2 protein-coding genes and 2 pseudogenes are annotated in these 1,981 nt (G+C 64.6%); 3 read left to right on the forward strand and 1 reads right to left on the reverse strand.

The window, feature by feature from the left end:
* The first annotated feature begins 195 nt into the window (after positions 1-195).
* The 3 genes and pseudogenes from LPU83_RS75295 (at position 196) to LPU83_RS75305 (ending at position 1,584) form a co-directional block, all read left to right on the forward strand.
* On the forward strand, positions 196-945 hold the full coding sequence (locus LPU83_RS75295; RefSeq protein WP_244656115.1) for a tyrosine-type recombinase/integrase: 750 nt from the start codon (positions 196-198) through the stop codon (positions 943-945).
* A gap of 10 nt (positions 946-955) precedes the next feature.
* Positions 956-1,087, forward strand: a pseudogene (locus tag LPU83_RS75300) (integrase); the annotation flags it as partial.
* Positions 1,088-1,203: 116 nt separating this feature from the next.
* Positions 1,204-1,584, forward strand: a complete 381-nt coding sequence (locus LPU83_RS75305; protein WP_245272613.1) for a tyrosine-type recombinase/integrase — start codon at positions 1,204-1,206, stop codon at positions 1,582-1,584.
* A gap of 78 nt (positions 1,585-1,662) precedes the next feature.
* On the opposite strand, the pseudogene LPU83_RS27835 reads toward LPU83_RS75305, so the two are convergent.
* Positions 1,663-1,981 (reverse strand): annotated as a pseudogene (locus tag LPU83_RS27835) (transposase); the annotation flags it as partial.

Here is a 1,981-nt window from a genome sequence, read left to right on the forward strand (position 1 = left end):
ACTAGCTAAGCTAGCTTGGGCGATGCTGCCGGCAGGCGCCGATCGAAGCTGGATGTCCGCGCGGCTTTCCGTGGTTCGCAGCTTTGCGACCCACCTGCGTGGGATCGAACCGGGGTCCCACCGCGTGATCTGCTGCCAGGACGGTCTTGTCGAGCGACGCCCTACCTCTATTTGCAGGAGGACGTCATCGCCTTGATGACGGCGACCGCAGCATTGCGCACGCCGCATCGGACAGCGACCTACCGGACCCTGATCGGCTTGCTGGCCGTGACCGGAATGCGGATTGGCGAAGCGATCGGCCTCGACCGCGACGACTTCGATGCCGTCGGTGGCGTCCTCACGATCCGGCACGGAAAGTTCGGAAAATCCCGCGAGCTGCCATTACATCCAAGCACTGTCGCAGCCCTCGGCGATTATCTGCGCCGCAGCGATCGACCCAGCCGGCCGCCGAACACGCCCGCCTTGTTCGTCTCGCCGGCCGGCACCAGGCTGCTCTATGTGAACGTTCAAAACACGTTCCAGAAGCTCGTCTCTCGCGTCGGCATCGCCCCGCGCTCGGCCGCCTGCCGACCGCGGCTACACGACCTGCGACACGCATTTGCCGTCCGCACTCTTCTTGATGCTTATCGCGATGGCGGCAACCCGGGGAACCGGCTTGCCCTGCTGTCGACCTATCTCGGCCACGTCGATCCGGGCAAGACATACTGGTATCTCTCGGCGGCCCCGGAATTGCTGCAACTCGCCGGCGATCGTCTGGAGCGACAGAGATGCCGCGTGTGTCGGCGACTTCCTCGATCACCTCGAGTACCATCGGGGCAACAGCGCGCGGACCCGGAATGCCCGGCTTGCCGCAATCCGGTCGTTGTTCCGATTCGCCGCCCTTCGTCACCCCGAGCATGCCGCGACGATCGAACGGGTGCTCGCTATTCCGCCGAAGCGTTTTGAGCGAAGGCTTGTGACGTTCCTGACGGAGGAGGAACTCGATGCATTGCTGTCCGCCCCCGAGCGGTCGACCTGGACCGGGCGGCGCGACCATGCCTTGCTTCGGCTCGCCGCCCAAACCGGATTGCGGGCGTCCGAACTGGTCGGCCTTCACTGTAGCGATGTCCATCTCGGTTCCGGCGCTCACATCAGCTGTATGGGAAAGGGACGAAAGCAGCGGATCACACCCATCACCTCCAACATGGCCGCGGTGCTGCGCGTCTGGCTGGCCGAACGTGCCGGGCAGCCGACGAGCCTCTCTTCCCCACACAGACCGGCAAGATGCTCAGCCGCGACGCGCTCGAGCACCGGCTCGCGAAATATGTCGAGATCGCCGCCAGAGGCCGTCCGTCGCTGCAGCGGAAAAGGATCACCCTACACGTCCTGCGTCATACCGCGGCAATGCGATTGCTGCGTGCCGGCGTCGACGCCTCGGTGATCGCGCTGTGGCTTGGCCACGAACACATCGAGACAACCCACGTCTATCTGCACGCCGATCTGGAGCTAAAAGAGCGCACCCTGGCAAAAACCACGCCGGCCGATACGGCGCCCGGACGCTACCGGCCGTCCGACAAGCTTCTCGCTTTCCTCGAGGCGCTCTGATTATGCCGACCCCATCGCAGCGATCCCCGCCTCCAGGGCCGAGTTCCAAGCCATGGTCGGCATAATCCGGACGTCGGCATAATGAACCCTGCAGCGCTGCCAGGTGGCGGAAAGAACCTTCGACACGGCGGCCTTGATGCCTTCGTGTGCGTCGGAGACGACCAGCTTGACGCCGCGCAGGCCGCGCCGGGTCAGCTTGCGCAGGAACTCCATCCAGATCGGCTCGGCTTCAGAGGTGCCGATTCCCATGCCAAGAACCTCGCGGCGGCCGTCCGTGTTGACGCCCACAGCGATGATAACAGCGACGGAGACGATGCGACCGCCACGCCGGACCTTCAGATAGGTGGGATGAGTAGGCGATACGCGCCTTGCCGCATTACGGCGGCAGGTTTCGCAT

This window comes from Rhizobium favelukesii (assembly GCF_000577275.2).
GTDB classification, from domain to species: Bacteria; Pseudomonadota; Alphaproteobacteria; order Rhizobiales; family Rhizobiaceae; genus Rhizobium; species Rhizobium favelukesii.